The 18,665-nt window shown below is 69.2% G+C and carries 17 protein-coding genes; 11 read left to right on the forward strand and 6 right to left on the reverse strand.

Going from position 1 to position 18,665, the window contains the following annotated elements:
• Positions 1–254 precede the first annotated feature (254 nt).
• Complete coding sequence (locus tag ACZ60E_RS04720) at positions 255–1,496, forward strand: cytochrome P450 (protein ID WP_469438061.1); 1,242 nt, start codon at positions 255–257, stop codon at positions 1,494–1,496.
• Between the two features lie 141 nt (positions 1,497–1,637).
• On the opposite strand, the gene ACZ60E_RS04725 is transcribed toward ACZ60E_RS04720, so the two are convergent.
• On the reverse strand, positions 1,638–2,489 hold the full coding sequence (locus ACZ60E_RS04725; RefSeq protein ID WP_469438063.1) for a class I SAM-dependent methyltransferase: 852 nt from the start codon (positions 2,487–2,489) through the stop codon (positions 1,638–1,640).
• A gap of 355 nt (positions 2,490–2,844) precedes the next feature.
• On the opposite strand from ACZ60E_RS04725, the gene ACZ60E_RS04730 reads away from it, so the two are divergent.
• Complete coding sequence (locus ACZ60E_RS04730; protein WP_469438065.1) at positions 2,845–5,070, forward strand: MMPL family transporter; 2,226 nt, start codon at positions 2,845–2,847, stop codon at positions 5,068–5,070.
• Between the two features lie 163 nt (positions 5,071–5,233).
• Positions 5,234–5,773, forward strand: coding sequence for a hypothetical protein (locus tag ACZ60E_RS04735; RefSeq protein WP_469438067.1), 540 nt, complete (start codon positions 5,234–5,236; stop codon positions 5,771–5,773).
• Between the two features lie 92 nt (positions 5,774–5,865).
• Here ACZ60E_RS04735 and ACZ60E_RS04740 read toward each other — a convergent pair whose 3' ends face one another.
• Positions 5,866–6,744 carry an IS5 family transposase gene (locus ACZ60E_RS04740; RefSeq protein ID WP_469438071.1) on the reverse strand — a complete coding sequence of 293 codons (879 nt, stop codon included), beginning with the start codon at positions 6,742–6,744 and terminating at the stop codon, positions 5,866–5,868.
• A 124-nt stretch (positions 6,745–6,868) separates the two neighbouring features.
• Between ACZ60E_RS04740 and ACZ60E_RS04745 the strand changes: the two genes are divergently transcribed.
• Positions 6,869–7,837 carry a tetratricopeptide repeat protein gene (locus ACZ60E_RS04745; protein ID WP_469438353.1) on the forward strand — a complete coding sequence of 323 codons (969 nt, stop codon included), beginning with the start codon at positions 6,869–6,871 and terminating at the stop codon, positions 7,835–7,837.
• Between the two features lie 74 nt (positions 7,838–7,911).
• Here the strand turns inward: ACZ60E_RS04745 and ACZ60E_RS04750 are convergent, their stop codons facing one another.
• Complete coding sequence (locus ACZ60E_RS04750) at positions 7,912–8,562, reverse strand: response regulator transcription factor (RefSeq protein WP_469438074.1); 651 nt, start codon at positions 8,560–8,562, stop codon at positions 7,912–7,914.
• Positions 8,550–9,704, reverse strand: coding sequence for a sensor histidine kinase (locus ACZ60E_RS04755; protein ID WP_469438076.1), 1,155 nt, complete (start codon positions 9,702–9,704; stop codon positions 8,550–8,552). The genes ACZ60E_RS04750 and ACZ60E_RS04755 overlap by 13 nt, the downstream gene beginning before the upstream one ends.
• A gap of 365 nt (positions 9,705–10,069) precedes the next feature.
• Here ACZ60E_RS04755 and ACZ60E_RS04760 point away from each other — a divergent pair, with 365 nt between their 5' ends.
• The 3 genes from ACZ60E_RS04760 to ACZ60E_RS04770 all read left to right on the forward strand — a co-directional run bounded on the left by ACZ60E_RS04760 (position 10,070) and on the right by ACZ60E_RS04770 (position 13,006).
• Positions 10,070–10,627: a TetR/AcrR family transcriptional regulator gene (locus ACZ60E_RS04760; protein WP_469438078.1), complete on the forward strand. Its 558-nt coding sequence runs from the start codon at positions 10,070–10,072 to the stop codon at positions 10,625–10,627.
• A gap of 15 nt (positions 10,628–10,642) precedes the next feature.
• A complete protein-coding gene (locus tag ACZ60E_RS04765) occupies positions 10,643–11,548 on the forward strand; it encodes a pyridoxamine 5'-phosphate oxidase family protein (protein ID WP_469438081.1) in 906 nt (301 codons plus the stop codon).
• 321 nt (positions 11,549–11,869) lie between these two features.
• The gene (locus ACZ60E_RS04770) at positions 11,870–13,006 is read left to right on the forward strand and encodes a PQQ-dependent sugar dehydrogenase (protein ID WP_469438083.1); all 1,137 of its coding nucleotides are present in this window, start codon (positions 11,870–11,872) and stop codon (positions 13,004–13,006) included.
• 103 nt (positions 13,007–13,109) lie between these two features.
• On the opposite strand, the gene ACZ60E_RS04775 is transcribed toward ACZ60E_RS04770, so the two are convergent.
• On the reverse strand, positions 13,110–13,685 hold the full coding sequence (locus ACZ60E_RS04775; RefSeq protein ID WP_469438085.1) for a TetR/AcrR family transcriptional regulator: 576 nt from the start codon (positions 13,683–13,685) through the stop codon (positions 13,110–13,112).
• A gap of 183 nt (positions 13,686–13,868) precedes the next feature.
• On the opposite strand from ACZ60E_RS04775, the gene ACZ60E_RS04780 reads away from it, so the two are divergent.
• Positions 13,869–14,912, forward strand: coding sequence for a saccharopine dehydrogenase family protein (locus tag ACZ60E_RS04780; protein ID WP_469438087.1), 1,044 nt, complete (start codon positions 13,869–13,871; stop codon positions 14,910–14,912).
• A 128-nt stretch (positions 14,913–15,040) separates the two neighbouring features.
• Here the strand turns inward: ACZ60E_RS04780 and ACZ60E_RS04785 are convergent, their stop codons facing one another.
• Positions 15,041–15,283 carry a hypothetical protein gene (locus ACZ60E_RS04785; protein ID WP_469438089.1) on the reverse strand — a complete coding sequence of 81 codons (243 nt, stop codon included), beginning with the start codon at positions 15,281–15,283 and terminating at the stop codon, positions 15,041–15,043.
• A gap of 87 nt (positions 15,284–15,370) precedes the next feature.
• On the opposite strand from ACZ60E_RS04785, the gene ACZ60E_RS04790 reads away from it, so the two are divergent.
• The 3 genes from ACZ60E_RS04790 (at position 15,371) to ACZ60E_RS04800 (ending at position 18,594) form a co-directional block, all read left to right on the forward strand.
• Positions 15,371–16,234 carry a helix-turn-helix domain-containing protein gene (locus ACZ60E_RS04790; RefSeq protein ID WP_469438091.1) on the forward strand — a complete coding sequence of 288 codons (864 nt, stop codon included), beginning with the start codon at positions 15,371–15,373 and terminating at the stop codon, positions 16,232–16,234.
• 155 nt (positions 16,235–16,389) lie between these two features.
• A complete protein-coding gene (locus tag ACZ60E_RS04795; protein WP_469438093.1) occupies positions 16,390–17,463 on the forward strand; it encodes an ABC transporter substrate-binding protein in 1,074 nt (357 codons plus the stop codon).
• A 42-nt stretch (positions 17,464–17,505) separates the two neighbouring features.
• Positions 17,506–18,594 (forward strand): FecCD family ABC transporter permease, encoded by a 1,089-nt coding sequence (locus ACZ60E_RS04800; RefSeq protein WP_469438095.1) that lies wholly within the window; start codon positions 17,506–17,508, stop codon positions 18,592–18,594.
• Positions 18,595–18,665: the final 71 nt, after the last annotated feature.

Genomic DNA, 18,665 nt, shown 5'->3' on the forward strand with positions numbered 1-18,665 from the left:
CAGGGCGGAGGTCATGGTCTCCGCGCTGCCCCTACGCGCTTTCTGCCGACCGCTTTCCGTCGGTATTCGGAGTCCGTTTGTGGGGTCGTATTCCACCCCTTCACTTGCATTGATTGTACCGATCGGTCGACGTAAGGTTCGTGGTACGCGCGATGCGGTGACGCCGGTTCAGGGCCGGCGGAGATCCCGGCGGGTCGTCCCGATGCGTGGCTCATCGTCGTCCGACAGGGCAGTCAGAGAAGAGGAGTGCGGACATGGCCGACAACGTGGCGAGTGCCGGAGTGACCGGGGCGCATCCCACATACCCGTCACCCCGGGCGTCCGAGTGCCCCTTCGCGCCGCCGCCCGGGCTGCTGGAGCTGCAGGACGCCGACAAGTCGGTGCGCAGGGTCGAGACCTGGGACGGCAGTACCCCCTGGGTGGCCACGACCTACGCCGCGCAGCGCCAACTGCTGGCCGACCCGCGGCTCAGCGCCAATATCGGAGCGCCCGGGTATCCGCACACGACGGAGGCGATGAAGGCTCACGCAGCCGAGATGCAGCCGTCGATCAACAACACCGATGGGCCCGAACACCAGCGCTGGCGCCGTATGTTGACGAGTTCCTTCACCCGGCACCGGATGGAGAAGCTGCGTCCCGAGATCCAGGACATCACCGACGGCCTCATCGACGAGATGCTCGCGGGACCCAACCCGACCGAGCTCAACGAGGCGTTGTCGTTGCCGCTTCCGTCACTCATGATCTGCGCTCTGCTCGGTGTGCCCTACGAGGACCACCACTTCTTCCAGGAGCACGCAGGGGTCACCAATGCCCGGTTCAAGACCGCCGAGGAGGCCGCCGAGACGACGAGGGTGTTGCGCCAGTACATCTCCGGACTCATCGAGGCCAAGATGGACGACCCCGGTGAGGACGTGCTCTCCGACCTCGCCGAACGCGTCAGGGCGGGGGACCTGACCATGGGGGAGGCCGCTCCGCTGGGCCACATCCTGCTCGTCGCCGGCCATGACACCAGTGCCAACATGATCACCCTGGGCACCGCGCTGCTGCTGCAGAACCCGGATCAGCTGGCGGCTCTCCGGGAGCGCTCCGACGACCCCAAGTTCGTGGCGAACGCGGTCGAGGAACTACTGAGGTACCTGACCATCCCGCACCTCCTCGCCCGACGGGCGGTCGTCGAGGACATTGAGATCGACGGCGAGACCATCCGGGCGGGGGAGGGTGTCATCGCCGCTCTGCCGGCGGCCAACTGGGACCCGGAGGCTTTCCTCGAGCCGGAGAAGCTCGACCTCGCGCGCAAGGCCGCACACCACATGGCGTTCAGCTGGGGACCGCACCAGTGCATCGGCCAGCAGCTGGCCCGTATCGAACTGCACGTCGTGTTCAGCACCCTGTTCCGCCGTATCCCGACGCTGCGGCTGGCGGCCGACCTGTCCGAGCTGAAGTTCAAGGAGGACTCGCAGGCGTACGGCATCTATGAGCTGCCTGTCGCCTGGTAAGTCAGGGGCGTTGGGTCGTCGGTCTGTTCTGTCGGCGACGGCCGACCGCGGTGATGGCGTGCTTCCGCAGCGTCTGTAGGGCACCGAATCGGTGCCCTACAGACGCACGTCCACCATCAAGTGAAGGCAGCTGCCTCGTGTTCACCGGCGGACCGCCGAGATCAGTCCGCCAGGCCGCTCCTCCTGCCGCGGTGGGGTGTTGAGCGGACGGCCGTAGGCGGCAGCGCGCTCGCGCAGGGTGTGGCTGTCTGCCTCCCAGCCATGTCCGGCCAGCCAGCCCACCGGGTCGTCGGGCATCTCCGAGACCCACATGGACGCCGCCGATCCCGGCACGGCGTCCGCACCGAAGCGCTCGATCACGCCGCGCGAGCCCAAGGTCAGTCCCATCCGACTGCCTGCCGCCGAACGCGCGCTGATCCGGGACAGCAGCAACTCCACCGCGTCCTGGGGCAGATAGATCAGTAGCCCTTCGGCGACCCACGCGGTCGGCGCCGACGGGTCGTGCCCTGCGGCGGCCAGCGCGGCGGGCCAGTCCTCGCGCAGATCCACCGCGACGGTGATCCGCTCGCAGCGCGCGACGGCCCGCTCCTGGCGCAGTACCGCAGCCTTGAAGTCCATCGGCACGGCGGTGTCGACCTCGAACAGCCGGGTGCCCTGGGGCCAGTCCATCCGGAAGGCCCGGCTGTCCATGCCGGCGCCGAGCAGCACGACCTGCCGCACCCCGGACGCGGCGGCCTGCCGCAAGAGGTCGTCGAGGAACCTCGTCCTGATGACGATGGAGAACGACACGGCCAGTCGGCGGCGGCGCGCGGCCTCGTCATCGGGCAGTGACGGCGAGGAGGGCCATAGGCCGCCGGCGGTGGCGAAGGCCCGTGCCAGTGGGTCGCGGAACAGTGCGTCCTCCCGCTCGCTCTCCAGCGCACGCACCCTGGCCACCCCCACCGCCGTGGCCCACACTCCCGACGGCTGCACCCGCTCCGGCTCATCAGTCACTTCGCCAGCCTAGGTGACCCGTTTCCGAGGGTGGGTGATGAGCGGAGTCAGGTTCCTGCGCGGCCAACTCCGCGCTGTTGGCAGTGGTGCGGGCCGGCTGTGGTGTCGGCGATGTCACCCGTGGGTGGCCGTTGTGGTGTAGCCCGCTCCACCACGCACTCGGGAGCACGCTCCCTCGTGTCCGCGGGCGGACGACGAGATCGTTTGAGGCAGAGACCCACACAGAGACCCAGGCAGAGACAGAGAGCCAGATGCCACGGAGCCCGTGAAGCTCCGAGAAGGCGAAGCGTCTGAAGTCCCGGTCTCGTCTGACCTGACATTCCCTGATCCGCATCCTCTGGAGGCTTCTTCCGCCATGGCAACTGTCCTGTATCACCTGGGTCGAGCGGCTTTCCGATGGCGCTGGTTCTTCGCTCTGTTGTGGGTGGCCGTACTCGGCGTCACCGGCTTTGCCGCGACCAAGGCCCCCGCCGCGGCGGACGACGGCTTCACGATGCCGGGCATCGAGTCGCAGAAGGCCTTCGACCTGATGGAGCAGCGCTTCCCCGGCACCGCGGCGGACGGCGCCACGGCCCGTATCGTCTTCGTGGCACCCTCCGGTGAGAAGATCACCGCCACGCACAACAAGGCGGCCGTCGAATCGCTGGTCGACGAGGCGGCGGACGGGCCACAGGTCAGCAGTGTGGTCGACCCGTTCCGGGCGAAGGCCGTCAGTGAGGACGCGACCACCGCGTACGCCACGGTCGGTTTCGAAGTCAAGGCGGACGATCTCACCGACGCCGGCAAGGACCACCTGGAAGACGCCATCAAGAAGGCGCAGCAGGCAGGGCTGACCGTCGAGGTCGGCGGGGACGCACTGGCCACCCCCACCGAAGCCGGCGGACCGGCGGAAGCCATCGGGATCGCGATAGCGGCTGTCGTGCTGCTGATCACCTTCGGCTCGATGGCCGCGGCCGGACTGCCGCTGCTCACCGCGATCCTCGGGGTCGGCATCAGCATGACGGCGATCACCGCCCTGTCGAGTGCTTTCGGGCTCACGAGCACGACCGGCACCCTGGCCACCATGCTCGGCCTGGCCTGTGGCATCGACTACGCGCTCTTCGTCGTCTCGCGGTACCGGGAAGAACGCGCGAAGGGCCATGTGCCCCGCGACGCAGCGGGGTTGGCGGTCGGGACAGCCGGATCGTCCGTGGTTTTCGCCGGCTTGACGGTCGTCATCGCACTGGCCGGTCTGTCGGTCGTGGGCATTCCCACGCTCACCAAGATGGGGCTCGCCGCGGCCGGAGGTGTTCTGATCGCCGTGCTGATATGCCTGACCGCGGTGCCCGCGCTGCTCGGATTCTGGCCCGACGCCGTACTGTCACGGGGCGTACGCAAGGGCTCGAAGCGCAGCAAGCGCAAGCAGCAGAAGCGGCACAACGGCGGCAGCCGCTGGGCGAGCGTCGTCGTACGCCACCCCGTTCCCTTCCTGCTGCTCGGCGTCGTCGGCCTGGGCGCCATCGCCGTCCCGGCACTCGACCTGCAACTCGGCATGCCCGGTGACGAGGCCAAGTCGACCTCCACGACCGAGCGCAGGGCCTACGACGCCCTGGCCGACGGTTTCGGGCCCGGGTTCAACGGTCCGCTGACCGTGGTGGTGGACGCGAAGACGGCGGACGATCCGAACGCGGCGGTGGCCACCGTCCTGCGGGACGTCAAGGACACCGCAGGTGTGGTTTCCGTGTCGGCGCCTCGCTACAACGAGTCGGGGGACACCGCCGTCTTCACGGCCACCCCCTCAACCAGTCCTACCGATGCGAGGACCAAGGACCTCGTCAAGACGATCCGCGGAGAACGCGCCGACATCGAAGCCAAGGCCGACGGGGCGAGCTTCGAGGTCACCGGCACCACGGCGCTCAACATCGACATCGCCGAGAAAGTCCAGGCAGCGCTGGTCCCGTACCTCATCGTCGTGGTCGGCCTGGCGTTCGTCCTTCTGCTGCTGGTCTTCCGATCCCTGCTCGTCCCGGTCAAGGCGGCGGCCGGCTTCCTGCTCTCGGTGCTCGCTGCCCTCGGCTCCGTCGTTCTCGTCTTCCAGCAAGGACATGCCGCCGACGTCCTCGGTGTCGAACAGACCGGGCCGATCATGAGCATGATGCCGATCTTCCTGGTGGGCATCGTCTTCGGACTGGCCATGGACTACGAGGTGTTCCTCGTCAGCAGGATCCGCGAGGCGTACGTGCACGGGGACGGTCCGCGCGAGGCCGTGGTGTCCGGCTTCCGGCACAGCGCCCGGGTCGTCGTGGCCGCGGCAGCCATCATGATGGCCGTCTTCTCGGGCTTCATCGGCGCAGGCGAGTCCATGGTCAAGATGATCGGCTTCGGACTGGCCATCGCTGTCTTCTTCGACGCGTTCATCGTCCGCATGATGCTGGTGCCCGCCGCGCTCTCCCTGCTCGGAGACAGGGGATGGCGACTGCCCCGCTGGCTGGACCGCATCCTCCCCGACATCGACGTGGAGGGAGAGAAGCTCAACCGCAAGGTACCCACTCCCGAACCGCCCCTCGTAGAACCCGCTCATCAGGCCGTCTCACTTCACTGAGGCAGCTGACTCAAGACAGCGGGTTGCCCGACCTCATGGGCAGCCCGCTGGTCGGAACCGCGCTGAGCGGATGCTGTTCCAACCGCGCCACATCCCGTGGGGACGGGGGAGTGGTGCGGAAACTTTGGTTTACATTGAGCGTCTTGGTAACTATGGTTGTCACATGATGGTCTCTGAGATCACCGAAGAAGAGCAGGTAGAGCTGGCCAAGGCCCTGTACGGCGCCTTGCATCCCCTGGCCTCGGCCATCCGGTCCCGTGAGACGGGGCTGCCCGCGGACCGTATGTGGGAAGCGGCTCCTGTCGAAGTGGCGCTGTCGGTCCTGGCTGCCTGGAAGGTGATGGATGCCGAGGTCAGGCGGCTGGCTGGGCAGGCGGCGACCACCGCCGGCTCCTACGGCGCCAGCTACGAGCAGTTGGGAGCTGTCTGGGGCATCACCCGGCAGGGTGCTCGCAAGAAGTGGCCCGACGCCGTCAGCCGCCCGGCCCACGCGGCAGCGGGCAGACGCAGCCTCGCGCTCTTCGGAGGGACCGCCGAGCTGGTGCAGGCGGCTGCCGGTGACTGGAGCTGGACAGGTGAGGGTGCTGACGGGGTATCCGGCACGGTCGTCGACGGGACGGCCTACACGACCGCGGAGGAGGCGGCGGCCCATGCGGGAGCATTCCTCAAAGAACATGCTCTCGGCCGGGGCCACCAGCCCTAGACCTTCTAATGGGGCCCCGCATGGCGTCAGGGATCACTGATCGGACGGCCGCGTCCGCTCCACGCTCCACGCTCTAGGCGCTGTCCGGCGGATCACCGGCGGAGCCATAAGCGGACCGCCGCAACTGTGACGGTGCCATGGAAGACGTAGGCCCTCTTGTCATAGCGGGTGGCGACGGCCCGGGAGTTCTTGAGCCGGTTGATCGTCCGCTCGACCTCGTTGCGGCGTTTGTAGATTTCGGTGTCGAAACCGGCGGGCCTGCCGCCCTTGCTGCCGCGCCGCTTGCGGTTGGCCCGCTGGTCCCTCGGCTCTGGGATGGTGTGCTTGATCTGACGTCTTCGCAGGTAACGGCGATTGCGGCGTGAGCTGTATGCCTTGTCGCCGCCGAGGTGGTCCGGCCGGGTGCGCGGCCGTCCGCCCTCCGGACGGGTAACGCGGATGCGTTCGAGGACCTGGATCATCTGCGGGGCGTCGCCCCACTGTCCGGGGGTGACCCAAAAGGCCAACGGTCGACATCCACCCTCACCGGCAAGGTGGATTTTGCAGGTCAGACCGCCCCGGGACCGTCCGAGTCCTTCGTCGGAGCGGTGGTTCCGGGGCGTTGTCCTTTTCGGGACGCGCGGCTTCTTCTTTCGAGCCCCGGCCGCGTGCTGATGGGCCCGGCATGATGTCGAGTCGACACTGACTATGCTCCAGTCGATCCGGCCCGCGAGATCGGCCTCCGCTTGGACAGCTCCTAGGATCCGGTCCCACGTGCCGTCCGCGGACCAGCGCCGATGCCGTTCATAGACGGTCTTCCATCTGCCGAAACGCTCGGGCAAATCCCGCCACGGTATGCCCGTCCGGACCCGGAACAGAATCCCGTCGATCACCTTGCGGTGGTCGTTCCACCGCCCACCGTGCCGTCCCGATACCGGCAGGTGCGGCTCCAGCCGCTCCCATTCAGCATTCGTCAGGTCACCCCGCCCCATGCTGGACTAACGAGCCAGCAACTGGCAGGACCTGGGGTGCCGTTGAGAGAGGGCTTCCCCCTGATCTGATCGTCGCTGTTGTGTGCCTGGTCACGGGTATTATCTGGCGATGTCGAATCAGTCAGTGGCGGCGGGAGTCAGTCTCGCTGGTGTGATGGCGCACTGCGGCGGAAGCCCGGTGGGCGCCGTGGAGCTTCTGGTGGGAGCAATAGCCTCGGCACCGGCAGCTCCCGAGCCCTATGCAGCCCTCGCCGAGTTGTGGCAAGACCGACGCTCGGAGCTGAAGGAGAGCCTTGGGGAGGACGGCTCCTTGAGCGCTGTGCTGGCGCAGGCGTACTTCTTGTTCCTCGACGGGGACATGGACGACGCGGTGATGGCCCTTGGTTCGGTCACGGGTGTGCGGCCCGACGTGGCATGGGGCGCTGCTCCCTGGTTCGGTGATGCGCGCTTTCTCGGCGCGGTGAGTGCTGCGGCACTGGCCGAGGCGTGTCTGCGGACGTTGGACCACGGTCACGACCTGGACTCCGACGAGATGTGGGAACGGTTCGCGCCCTGGTTCCATGCCCTCGACATGGTGTCCGAGCGGGATCCCGAGCCGGAGTCGCTGGCCGCCATGGCCCGGCTGCCCCGGGCCTGCGGCCGGTACGAACTGTCCTTTGCGCTGTGCGACCGTGCCGATGCCGTCGTTCGGGTCATGTGGACAGCAGTCGCACGGGCAGCAACATGGCGTGTGATCGGCGACCTGGATCAGACTGCTGCTGCCTTCGAAAGCGCCCTGGTCCTAGAGTCCGCCAACTGGTCCCTCTACCTGGACCTAGCCGATGTGCGCGCCGAGCAGGGCGACTTCGCCGCAGCCGCAAGCCTCGCCGATCAGGGCCTGGAATACGAGCCTCACGAAGTCACCCTGCGCGCGGCGAGTGCCGCCTACCGCGCACGCCTTTCCGGCTCGCCCGACGATCTGACTGCCCTGATCACCCTGGCGCCGGATCTCGCGAACACCGCCTACCGGGACCTGCTGATCGACTATGCATGTGCGGGTCCGAGGCTGCCTCGCAGACTCGTTGCCAAGGCTCGCCGCATCCGTAGGAACTGAAGGGGCTGCCGTACCAGCCGGCGCCGGCACGACGGCCCTTGCGGTTCATATTTACGTGATCCGCCGGACAGTGCCTAGGCGCGTGGAGCGTTCAGATGGGCGAGGACAGCCAGAACCCTGCGGTGCCCGCTGTCGCTCGGAGGCAGGCCGAGCTTCAGGAAGACGTTGCCGATGTGCTTGCTCACCGCGCGCTCGGTGACGACCAGCAACTTGGCGATGGTGCCGTTGTCATGGCCCTCGGCCATCAACTTGAGCACCTCGCGCTCGCGGGGCGTGAGGGAGTCCAGCGGCGTGTCACGCCGGTGGGTCAGCAGCTCCGAGACCACCTCGGGGTCGAGAGCGGTACCACCGGCGGCGACGCGTTCCAGCGCGTCGAGGAACTCGTCGACCCGACCGACGCGATCCTTGAGCAGATACCCCACACCACTGGCACCGCCCTGAAGCAGCTCACTGGCGTACGACTCCTCGACATACTGCGACAGCACCAGCACGGGCAGACCCGGAATCTTCTCCCGCGCCTCGCGTGCGGCACGCAGCCCCTCGTCACGGAAGTCCGGAGGCATCCGCACGTCGAGGACAGCGGCGTCCGGGCGGTGTTCGAGCAACGCCGGAAGGATCTCGGGTCCACTGCCCACGACAGCCACCACCTCGTGGCCGGCGGACCTCAGCAGCAGGACGATCCCCTCCCTGAGAAGGGCGTTGTCCTCGGCGATCACCACACGCACGGCAGCTCCACGGCAATGAGGGTCGGGCCCCCGACGGGGCTGGTCACGGTCACTGTGCCGTCCAAGGCGGCAACACGACGTCGTATACCCGTAAGGCCGGTGCCGCCGCTTTCGTCGGCGCCGCCACTGCCCTCGTCCCGGATCACGACGTCGAGACCCCGGCTGAGGCGCGTCAGGTGGACCGAAGCCCGCGGCGACCCACTGTGCTTGGCCGCGTTCGTCAGAGCCTCAGCCACTACGAAGTATGCGGCAGCCTCGACGGCGGCGGGGGCCCGCAGAGCGGGATCGTCCAGCCGGTCGACCCGCACGGTCACCTGAAGCCCGCTGGCGGCCGCAAGGGCGCGGACGGCGCCGACCAGCCCCCGGTCCGTGAGGATCGGCGGGTGGATGCCACGTACGACGTGCCGCAGCTCCGTCAGTGCCTCCTCGGTCAGGTCCTGTGCGTCGTCGAGCATCTGACGGGCCGTCTCGGGGTCGTGTTCGTAGGCCCGCTTCGCCAGACCGATCCGCATGGACAGAGCGACCAGCCGGGCCTGGGTGCCGTCGTGGAGGTCGCGTTCGATCCGGCGCAATTCGGCGCCGTGAGCGGCGATCGCTCCGGCCCGCGTCTGCGTCAGCTCCGCCACACGGGCGGCGAGCCGGGTCTCGGGAGAGGGTGAGAGAAGGGCCTCCGACCAGCGGGCCTCCGTGTCCGCGAGACGAGTGATGAGCGGCAGGACGAAAGCCTTCCGGCGCAATGCCCCGCACCAGATCCCGTCGATCACGAGTCCGAGCGGCCACAGCGGGACCGCCAGCAGAACAAGAGGGCTGTAGAGGTACTGAGCACCGAGCCAGCGGAGATCTGTGTACGTGTTCGGATCCCTTGTCACGGTCCGCAGGCGCCGGCGGAGTGGCCCGGTCACCGGTGAATAGGCTTCCGGGATCTCGCGGCCTGTCCACGATGCCACCTGCCGACGCCGCACCCCGGCGATCCGACGGATCAACAGGACTGTCTCCGGCAGCATCCAGGCACCGACAACGGCCAGGGTGCCGACGGCAGCGATGATCAACACTGTGATGAAGAGATACAGACCGAAGGCCATGGCCGCCGTGAGGGCAAGGTGCGCGGTGGCACGCGAGGCCTGCCGTGTGGTTTTCCACATGACGTGAACGCTATGCCGGCGGACGGTACATCCGAAGGTGAGCACGCACCACTGCACGGGTGTAGCCAGGTACACCTGACGTCGAACGGGGCGTGGCCGGTGGGGCGGCGGCGCCTGAGTCGTACGAAAGTGTGTCCCGCGCTGGCGTCGCCGCGGTCCGTCTCCTCCCCGTTTCGATGTGGACGAGGGTGCCCGGCGGCAGCATCGGCTTCGAGGTGATGGGCGCCGCCGGGCTCTTTCAGCCTGACACGGCGCACTGACATCGCCAGGAAGCGGGACACTCCCGGCTCGGTCATGACGCGTGCGTTCCCGGGGCGGGGAACCTCGAACTTTCCTTTTTACCGAACGTTCGGTAAAGTAAGAGCATGGGACGGACGCCGCATGTCGACGATGAGCTGATGCACGCCCGGCTTGCCGAGGTCTTCCGGGCCAACGGGTATGCCGGAGCGTCGCTCTCCGACCTGTCTCGGGCGACAGGGCTGCAGCGCGCGAGCCTCTATCACCGCTTCCCGGACGGCAAGCCCGCCATGGCGGCTGCCGTCCTCACGAGCATGGAGGCCCATTTCGGCGAGATCTTCGAGCTGCTCGCTTCGGCGCCGGACGCCGCCGAAGGTGTTGCCGAGATGGCACGGCGTATGGCGCTCGTCTACAAGGACGGTCGCATGGCCTGTGTCCTCGACACGATGACGCTGATCGGGGCGCCGCAGGAGATCAGGGCCCACGCCGCCCGGCTCGCCCGGGCGTGGCTCCAGGCCATGGCCGGTGCTGCCATCAGGGCCGGTGCGGCCGAACAGGACGCCGAGCTTCGGGCGCGTGCCGCCCTCGTCCGTATCGAGGGCGCCCTGGTGGTGGCGCGCGTCCTGGACGACCCTTCCGTTTTCGAGCAGGTCCTCGGCGAGTTGCCCGACCTGCTCGCACGCTGATCAAGGAGGCATCTCGTGACACTGCGCGCAGAACACCGCGGTGAGCAGGCGGTCCAGCGAAAGGCTCAGGAGGGCGGCCCCGGCTGGGGATCGCCCATGTTCGGCCCGGACATCCCGCACGGGTTCCACCCCTTCATCCGGGCCCAGCAGATGCTGGTCCTCGGAGCCGCCGACGACACCGGCGCCGTCTGGTCGACGATCGTGACGGGACCTCCCGGTTTCGCCCGGCCCGTGGACGGCCGAACCCTCGACATCCATGCACTGCCCGCTCCCGGCGATCCGCTCCACCACGCCTTCGATGAGGAACGCGCCATCGGCGTGCTCGCCCTGCATCCGCAGACCCAGCGCCGTATCCGCGCCAACGGCGTGGCCGTACGCGACGGCGACGGCCTGCGGATGACCACCGGGCAGGTGTTCGGCAACTGCCCGAAGTACCTGCAGAACCGCGTCATCACCGAGTCCGCCGATGCCACGCCGGCCGGGGAAGCCCGTACCGGCAAGGAACTCAGCGACGTCCAGCAGCGGTGGATCGAGCAGGCCGACACCTTCTTCATCGCCAGCCAGACCGCCGAGCACGGCGCCGACGCGTCACACCGCGGCGGCATGCCGGGCTTCGTCACCGTCGCGGGGCCCCGCACACTGCGCTGGCCCGACTACACCGGCAACCAGTTCTACATGACCCTGGGCAATCTGCACCTCGCCCCCGCGTCCGGCCTGCTGTTCCTCGACTGGGAGCGGGGCCACACCCTGCAACTCACCGGCACCGGCCGGATCGACTGGGATCCCCGCAGCGCCGCGGCGTACGAAGGGGCTCTGCGCGTCGTGGAGTTCGAGATCGACACCGTGGTGCAGATCAACAACGCAAGCCCGCTGCAGTGGGAACTCCAGAACTACTCCCGGTTCAACCCGCCCGTCGCGTGACCGGTAGAAGCCGAGACCGTCGATGAGTTGAGGCTGCTCACTGGAGCGGCCGACGCCTTGGAGGCAGTGCCTGCGGGGTCCACCGCGTGTGCGGAGGCCGGCGACACGGGTTCTGTCGGTCGGTGCCCGTCGCGGGCCCGCCGATTTAATGCGGGCAGTTTTCGCCTCCGCAAACCACAGTTACCCCAGTATCCTCATACGTGGACAGCAGACAGCAGTGCACCATCCCCCCACGCAGGTCGCGCGCCGTCACGGGCTGATCCCCACCGCACTCTGCCCAGTGGCCGCGTGACCTACCGCGCCGCCTCCAGGAGGATCACGGTGAAAGTCCGCACCAGAAGCTCGGCGATCGTCGGCACCCTCTGCCTCGTCGCCTCCCTGGCCCTGACCACAGCGTCCGCCGATGAATCCGTATCACCGGCGCGGGCCGGGACGGTCGCGCTCACGACACTGACCATGGCCCAGAGTCCGACAGCCGGCGCGGCCGGCCCCGACGGCACGGTCTGGATAGCCGAACGCGCCGGAACCGTAAGGGCCTTGGATGATCAGGGCCTCGGCCAACCCGTCCTCGACGTGTCCGCCGAGACCACGACGGATGGCGAACGAGGCTTGCTGGGCATCGCTTTCGACAATGAGTTCACGCACTTCTACATCTCGTTCACGAACCTCGAAGGCACCAGCACGGTGGACGAGTTCGCCGTTCAGGACGGCAGGATCCAGCCGGACACCCGGCGTACGGTCCTCACCCAGACGCAGCCCTACTCGAACCACAACGGCGGCGACATCAAGTTCGGCCCCGACGGATACCTCTACATCGCCCTCGGTGACGGCGGCTCAGGTGGCGACCCTCAGAAGAACGGGCAGAACCTCGGCACGCTGCTCGGCAAGCTGCTGCGGATCGATCCGCAGGGCGGCGAGCCGTACGCGATTCCGCCGGACAACCCGTTCGTGAACGATCCGAACGCGAAGGACGAGATCTGGGCGTACGGGCTGCGCAACCCGTGGCGGTTCTCCTTCGACGAGGGCACGGGTGATCTGCTGATCGGTGACGTCGGGCAGAGCGACTGGGAAGAGATCGACTGGGCCCCGGCCGACAGCGACGGCGGCGAGAACTACGGATGGTCCCAGATGGAGGGCAACCACGCCTTCCGGGGCGGCACGGAGCCCGCGAACCACGTGCCGCCGGTCCACGAGTACGACCGCAGCGGCCTGGGGTGCTCGGTGACCGGCGGATACGTCTATCGCGGCGACGAGATCCCGGACCTCAAGGGGCACTACGTCTTCAGTGACTACTGCGACGGAACCGTTCGTACGCTGCAGATGGAGAACGGCAAGGTCACCGGTGTGAGCGACCTCGGGGTCAGCGCCGGCGAAGTGGTGTCGTTCGTCCAGGGCTGCGACAAGGAATTGTATGTGCTCGCCAGCAACGGCAACATCTCCCGCCTCGACCCCGCGTAACGACCGCCGGTATCGGTGACCGCGCGGCCACCTCGCACAACGTCCGGCGCAGGCCGAGTGAACGTACTCGACCTGCGCCGGTGGTGTGAGACAACGCGGCACGTCAGGGCAGCAGTTGGCGCACCAGGCAGTCGGCGGACCAGTGCTGCCAGCGTTCCGGTGTCCAGCCGCGGCCCGCGGTGAGCGGGGTGTAGGTCTCCGGGCCGAGCACGGTCAGCGCGATGTCGGCGGCCGACGCGGCGTCGTGGCCGTCGCGCAGCCCGGCCGCGGTCTTGAGCACGAGGGCCTCGGCGAAATTGAGCTGCACCGTGTGCCGCTGTTCGAGGTTGGTCTGCCAGAGCTGGGCGAGTTCCGGCTCGGAGGGTGCCGCGCTGCGCACCACCTCCAGCAGCGGCGCGGCGCGACGCAGGATGGCACAGGCGCCCGCGGCCTGGAGGCGGAGCTGGGCGGCCGGGTCGGGCTCGTCCAGGACGGCGCGGGCCCACGGACGCTGAAGAGTGGTCAGCGGGTCAGGGTCGCCGGCGATGGCGATGTCCAGGACCTCGGTGAGCAGGGCGCGTTTGGTGCCGAAGGTGAAGTAGACGGTCTGGACGCCGACTTCGGCGGTGCGGGCGATGTCCTCGACGGTGGTGGCCGTCCAGCCGCGTTCGGTGAACAGCCGGGCGGCTGTCTCGGTCATGCGCGACCGGGTACGGCGGGCCTTCTCGGCCCGCGTCAGGGACGCTGCCACCTTGCTTCCTGCCTTTCTGGTTCCGGGAGGACGGGTGCGACCTCTGGGAGGGGACGGGTGCCGAGGAAACGGCTTCCGAATGGTCGGAGGAGATTTTGACTGTAGTGACACTACAGTGTTATTCACTGGAGTATGACTACAGTGAATCGAGACGCACCGGCCGGCCGGATCCTCGTCGTCGGCGGGTACGGAGCCGTCGGCGCGACCGTGACCGGCACGCTGGAGGAGTGGTTCCCGGGGTGGGTCGTGCCCGCGGGACGCGACGAGGCCCGCGCTCGCCGGCTCGGCGGTGTGGGCGTCGACATCGGCGATGTGCCCGGCCTGGGGAGGGTCCTGGACGAGCTGGCCGACGTACGCGTGGTGGTGCTCTGCGTCGAGCCCCGGGACGCCGGTCCGGCCCGGCTCTGCCTGGAGCGCGGTATCCACCTCGTGGACGTCGGGGCGAGCTACCGTCTGCTCTCCCAGGTCGCCGCACTCGACGAGCAGGCCGCCGGTGACGGGGCGGCGGCCGTGCTGAGCGTCGGCGTGGCTCCGGGCCTCACCAGCCTGCTCGCCCGCCGCGCCCACGAGGCGGTAGGTGGGGCCCGGAGTCTGGATCTGACGGTGTTGCTGGGGACCGGGGAACGGCACGGGGCCGACGCGGTGCGCTGGACCGTCGCCGGGCTGAGCGAGCCGGTCACCGCCCGCCCGGAACGGGTGGCCCTGCCCGGATACGGCACACGCACCGTCCACCCGTTCGCCTTCTCCGACCAGCACACTGTGCGGCAGACCCTGGGCATACCGCAGGCGACGACTCGGCTGTGCCTGGACTCCCGGCCGCTGACGGCTGCGCTCTTCGGCCTGCGCCGGCTGGGAGTGCTGCGCGGCACCCACCGGCCCGCCCAACAGCGGCTGTTCACCCGGGTCTTCGGCATGGTCCACCTGGGCGGCGACGGCTTCGCGCTGCGCGCCGACGCCCACAACGGCGATCGGCACGCGGTACGGGCGCTCACCGGGCAGGGGCAGAGCCGAGTGTCCGGACTGGTGGCGGCGCACGTCGCCCGCACGGTGTACACCGGCGAGGTGGGCGCAGGGGTGCACCACATCGAGCAGGTGGACGCCCTGGCGGACCTGCCCGAACAGCTGGCGGCCCACGGCGTGACGCTGTGGGAGGACGAGGACTGGGAGCGGCAGTGAGCCGGTGCGGAGCACGGGGGAGAGGCGACGCGTGGCGAAGGTCGGCATGGTCCGATATCGCGGCTGCCTCCAGCCGGCTCAGCGGCTGCGCCCGCTGACGGCACGGGAACTTCTCAGCTCAGCCGGGCTCACGCCGGTGCGGTCGTGTCCCCCGTGGCACCGGCGCGCGCGTCCACGGCATCCCGCGCGGCGTCACCGATCTCGGGGCGGCCACCGGCAGGGGCTTTCGGGGCGCCGGGGGCGATCAGGGCCGCGACGACCGCGACGACGGCGCAGAACCCGGCGGTGACGAAGAACGCGTGGCTGTAGCCGCTCACCAGTCGCCCGACGGAGTCACCGGCCCCGGACGCGGAGTCCTCGGACGCCGCCACCGTCGTGAGGACGGCCAGGCGGGGGTGTAAGGCCCCTCTGGCTGGACCCGGAAGCAGGTAGAAATTAGGTGAGGCTAACCTAAGGAAATGTCGTCGACACTCCTTCTCCCCGCCCGGCGGGACGCGCAGGCACCGGCCGACCTTGACTGGGACGAGCCGGTCGACGGAGGTCCCGTCGTCGGCGCGCCCTATCTCCTGACCACCGCCGTCCTCGACGGATCGGCGCCGTACGGGCCCTCCCTGCGGAACGTGCACACCCACGCCGACCCGATGGTGGCCTGGTCGCACTCGGGGACCGTCCTGGTCCACACCCGCGACGCGATGCGGCGACTCGTCCCCGGCCAGGGCCTCTGGCTGCCGCCCGGCACCGCGCACGCGTCCTCCGTCGAGCCGGGCGGCATCGGCTGCTACACCTACGTCACCGTCACGGCCGCCCCCTCGCGCTGGCGGTCCGTCACACCGCTGCGGATCGGCCGGGCGCTGCGCGAGATGCTGATCCACCTCGATGTCACCTCGATGCCCGACGACCTGCGACTGCGCACCCAGCGCGTCCTGATCGACATGCTGGAGACGGACCCGTCCCCGGCGATCGGCGTGCCCGTGCCCCGGGACTGGCGCATCCGGGCGCTCGCCGAGGATGTGATGCGCGCTCCCGAGAGCGACACGTCCCTGGAGGAATGGGCGGCCCGGCACGCGCTGAGCGTACGGACCGTGGCTCGCGCCTTCGGGGACGACATCGGCATGCCCTTCACCCGCTGGCGCTCCCTGGTACGGATGTCCGCCGCGACCGGACTGCTGGCCGGCGGCCACTCCGTCAACCTCGTCGCCCACCGCTGCGGGTACTCCACCACCAGCGCGTTCTCCGCCGCCTTCCGCCGGGTGTGCGGCATGAGCCCGACGGTGTACGTACGCGGCGGCACGCGGGGGAGTGGCGAGAACGCCGACGCGTGATGGCCGATCCGCGACGCGGGACGGCCGGAACGCGCACCACGGCAGCCCTCGCGGCCCTTAGCGTTCACAACAAGTAAGGGTTACCTCACTTTGCCTGGTCGGAGCCGTATCGGCCGCCGGGCGAGGTACCCGGCACAACAGATCCGAGGAGAGACATGTCCCTGCCGATCCGGCACACGAGCGGTCCGGGCGCCCTGGTGCGCGCCCTCGCCCTCGCCGTCTGCGCGGTCTTCGTCCTGGCCGGCTGCGGCGGCACGGCGTCGAGCGGGACCACCGAGAAGACGGCCGCCTCGGCGAACTTCCCGGTGACGCTCAAGCACGGCCACGGCAGCACGAAAATCCCGGCCAAGCCGAAGCGGGTCGTCGCGGTCAGCTGGATGTCGCTCGACGTCGCCGCGGCCCTCGGCACCACGCCGGTCGGCGTGGACGAGCAGTGGGGCGGCGACAAGGACGGCTACACGCCCTGGTTCCGCGCCCAGGCGAAGAAGAACGGCGACGACCTGCCCACGGTCCTGAAGTACGCCGACTCCGGCGAGTACGACTACGAACAGATCCTCTCCCTGAAGCCCGACCTCATCCTGGGCCTCTACTCCGGCATCACCGAGACCCAGTACAAGCGCCTGTCCGAGATCGCCCCGACCGTTCCCTACCTCAAGAAGGCGTGGGACGGCGGTACGTGGCAGGAGATGACCACCACCATCGGCACCGCCCTCGGTGAGAAGGACAAGGCCAAGGCACTCGTCACCGACGTGAAGGGACAGCTCGCCCAGGTCGCCGAGGAACACCCCGAGTTCAAGGGCAAGAGCTTCACCTACGGAACCGCCTTGTCCTCCGGCGCGACCGAGGTCGGCCTCTACACCGACTACGACGCCCGGGTACGGCTGCTGACCGAGATCGGCTTCGAGAACACCCCGTCCATGTCCAACATCCTGTCCACCGTCGAAGGCACCAACTGGTACGGCGGGGTGAGCCTGGAGAAGCTCGACACCATCGAAGCCGACATCTTCGTGGCCTGGGCCAACGGCCCCAAGGACGTCAAGTACACCCTCGACGACAAGGTGTTCGGCCGCTGGGCGCCGATGGCCGGCAAGCAGTACGCCTTCATCCAGGACCCGACGCTCGGCATGGCCACCAGCGGTCCGTCCGTGCTGTCCATCCCCTGGGCCCTGAAGCGGTACGTCCCGATGCTCGCGGACGCCGTCGCGGGCAAGGGCAACGACGGTTCCTGACCGCCGTACGCCGATCCCCGTGCCGTGCTCTCCAGGAAGACCATGAAGACCGCACCCGCCCCGCCGCCGAGCGGCATCTCCCCGACGCCGGCACCCGGCGGGCCGCGACCGCGCACCGACGCGGTCGCGGCCCGGGCCGGGCGCCACCGCCCGCTGCTCCTGCTGGTCTGCGTGGCGCTGCTGCTCGCGACCGCCGTCCTCAGCGTCATGGTCGGGGCGCGCACCATCGCGCCCGGCACGGTCTGGGACGCGCTGTTCCACTTCGACAACTCCGACGAGCATCTGATGGTGCGGGAACTGCGCGTCCCCCGCACGCTGATCGGGCTGCTGGCCGGGGTCTGCCTCGGACTGAGCGGAGCCCTCATCCAGGCGTTCACCCGCAACCCGCTGGCCGACCCGGGCATCCTCGGGGTCAACTCCGGTGCCAGTCTGGCCGTCACCTTCGCCGTGGCCGTCCTCGGCATCGGCGGTGCCTCCCAGTTCCTCTGGTTCGCGCTGGGCGGCGCGTTCGTCCTGACCGTCCTCGTGTACGCCCTCGGCGCGATCGGGCCCGACCGCGCCAGCCCCGTGAAACTGACCCTGGCGGGCGTCGCGTTCAGCGCGGTGTGCAGCGGCATCACCTCCGCCCTCGTGCTGAAGAGCACCGCCACGCTCGACGTGATGCGGTTCTGGGGCGTCGGTTCCATCGGCGGACGCAGCCTCGACATCCTGCCCCTCGCCCTGCCCCTCATCGGCACCGGCGTGCTGCTGGGCCTCGCCTCCGCGCGGTCGCTCAACGCGCTCGCCCTGGGCGACGATTCGGCCCGCGCGCTGGGCACCCGCCTGACGCTGACCCGGGTGAGCGTCGTCCTCGCGATCACCCTGCTGGCCGGAACGGCCGTAGCGGTCGCCGGGCCGATCTCCTTCGTCGGACTGATGGTCCCGCACACCGTCCGCTGGTTCGTCGGGCCCGACCAGCGGTGGATCCTGCCGCTGACCGTGCTCGTCGCCCCCTCGTTCCTGCTGGTCGCCGACATCGTCGGACGGATCGTCCTGCCCAACGGTGAACTGCGGGTCGGACTGGTCACCGCGCTGGTCGGCGCGCCCCTGCTGGTGGTGCTGGTGCGCCGCCGGAAGGTGAGTTCTCTGTGACCTCCTTCCTGCGTGCCGCCGGGACCGGCCGTCGCCGCTCGGCCTGGGCCTCGCCCGGGGGCCGCTTCTCG

The organism is Streptomyces sp. NPDC102514, from assembly GCF_055584525.1.